This window comes from Okeania sp. SIO2F4, assembly GCF_010672385.1.
Classification (GTDB): Bacteria; Cyanobacteriota; Cyanobacteriia; order Cyanobacteriales; family Microcoleaceae; genus Trichodesmium.
The window spans coordinates 1-2,127 of the sequence record NZ_JAAHGT010001247.1 but is presented as its reverse complement, the minus strand read 5'-3'; the positions used below and the strand labels follow the sequence as shown (position 1 = coordinate 2,127).

Annotated in this window: 2 protein-coding genes and 1 pseudogene; all 3 read right to left on the bottom strand. The window is 33.1% G+C overall.

The genetic code is table 11. The features are described 5' to 3' along the window. Nucleotides 1-115, bottom strand: a pseudogene (locus F6K22_RS43295) (adenylate/guanylate cyclase domain-containing protein); the annotation flags it as partial. 9 nt (nt 116-124) lie between these two features. Beyond that, on the bottom strand, nt 125-847 hold the full coding sequence (locus F6K22_RS39370) for a sensor histidine kinase (protein ID WP_293110447.1): 723 nt from the start codon (nt 845-847) through the stop codon (nt 125-127). 754 nt (nt 848-1,601) lie between these two features. Beyond that, nucleotides 1,602-1,973: a phage holin family protein gene (locus F6K22_RS39365; protein WP_293110446.1), complete on the bottom strand. Its 372-nt coding sequence runs from the start codon at nt 1,971-1,973 to the stop codon at nt 1,602-1,604. Between the last annotated feature and the right edge of the window lie 154 nt (nt 1,974-2,127).

Sequence of the window (2,127 nt, the reverse complement as noted above, 5' to 3'; positions counted from 1 at the left end):
TCCCTTGCTTTAATTTTTCTGCAATTGGCTGAGGCAAAATATTTAACAATAATTGTTCTGATTTTTCTTGTTCAGCTAATGATACTTCTTCTGCTTGCTGGCGTTGATAAATTTCTGTGGAGACTCACTCAAACATTTCATTAAAAGCAATCATTACTTCTCCCAGTTCATCTTGACGCTGAATAGAAACAGAATAAAATTTTACCTGATTTCCGTTTTTACCTAAAGCTTCTCCAGCAGCAATTAAGTCATCTCTTAGCTTCAAAATAGGATGAATTAATTTAACTCCTAATACTGCCATTGTTACCAAGGTAACGAAAGCAGATATCAGTATTACAAGCAGTGTTATTCTACCAATAAAAGCATATAATTCTGGTTGAATTTTAGAAGCATCGTGACGGGCAATTAATGTGTAATTGATTCCCAAATAATTTGCGGATAATGCCACATCATATCGTTTACCATCTTGACTTCTAACACGGAGAATATCTTTGTCCCCAAGATCGGAAAAATCTATTTCTGGAGCTTCACCAATAGTTTCAATTAATTCTCCTTGAGAATCATAAATTGTGACTCCCAAAATTACAGAATCTTCCGTTAATGTTTTTACCTTCATCTGAAAGGTACTATCAGATGTCATACTGGTTTCAGTTAAACGTACAATAGAATTAAAAATTGCTCCAGAAACATCTTCTAATTGGTGAAGTAGTTCCTCTTCTCGTCGCTTATAAGATGGAATTAAAATTAAAGTCTCAATTACTACAATACTAGCAAATATCCACAAGACTATTTGTCTGGATAAACGCGCTCTCAAAGGAGAAAATAATCTTGAAATTTTAGGAAACATATAAAATTTATTTGTTGGGAAGTTTACTAAAAGCTTGCACCGCTCACCCTCAAATACAGTTATCAGTTATCAGTTATATAGAATCCGGGTAATTAGTTATCGTATCGCTCTAGGAGTAAGGAGTAAGGAGTAAGAAAGGAAATGAAAATGCATAAATTTTTAAATTCGTATTCATGCTTAACATATTTTAGTTGAGGATTTTTGAGCGCGATTACTGTATAACCGGATTTTATATTATTAGTACCTCTGACTTGAGCAGGAGGTAATAAAATCCGAAATTTACTTTTGACAAACCTAACTTTGTATCACAACACTTTTAACTTCTACGTAATTCAGCCGTCAGCTTTCAGCTATCAGCTTCATTAACTTAAATTATATGCTTTGAGAACTCAAATTAATTGTTTTTGTGATTTAATTCTCTAGTTAAAAATGTAGTATAAGTTCAACTAAATTATTACTTTATTTATTTAAACCTCGTCCTTAAGGGCGGGCTTATTTAAAAAGCTGAGAACTAATCGCTAATAGCTGAATGCTTACACTTATACAGCTCTTTAGCTACAAATATAGCAGTCGAAATCAAGGTTAGGATATTTCTAAATCCTAAAACCCTTTGACAGTTTACTATTCCCTATTCCCTAGCCCGTACCGCTATAAGAATATACAAAAATAAAACTGATACCAAGCAAATAATTTACCAGATATCAGTTCTAAATAAAACTCAAAAATCCACAAATATTGATAACTTAACTACTGCCTAACTTGCTAATCCTTTACTAAGTAATTCATATAGAAAAGAGTTAATAAAGGTTAGTGCTAAAGAACCAATTAATGCACTCCAAAATCCCCAACGTAGTCGAAATCCACTTACTAACCAAGCTGCTAAACCAAAGATAATCAGATTAACAATTAAAGTAACTAAACCAGGAAGCAATATATTAACTGGCAAAGCCAAAGTCCCTAAAACTGGGCGTACAAATACATTCAACAACCCAAATATAGCTGAAGAAATCAAAGCAATATTAAAATCATCAATTTCTACTCCAGTAGGCAACTTAGAAATAATAAACAAACTAACAGCAGTAATCAACCACATAACAATCAGTCTAACAATTTCTTCGGTAGCCATTTTTTTCTCCTTAATTAACTAGGTATCAGCTTTTAGCGTTCAGCTATCAGCTTTTAGGAGCTATGGTTAAAATCCCTTTTCCGTTCCGGAATGCTCCGCAAATGCTCACTTTAAAAAAACAATTTTGCTGAGTGCTGAGTGCTGAACGCTGACA

Coding starts and splice junctions, on each gene's coding strand:
- F6K22_RS39370 (WP_293110447.1), bottom strand. CDS start 847: ATGTTTCCTAAAATTTCAAGATTATTTTCTCCTTTGAGAGCGCGTTTA.
- F6K22_RS39365 (WP_293110446.1), bottom strand. CDS start 1,973: ATGGCTACCGAAGAAATTGTTAGACTGATTGTTATGTGGTTGATTACT.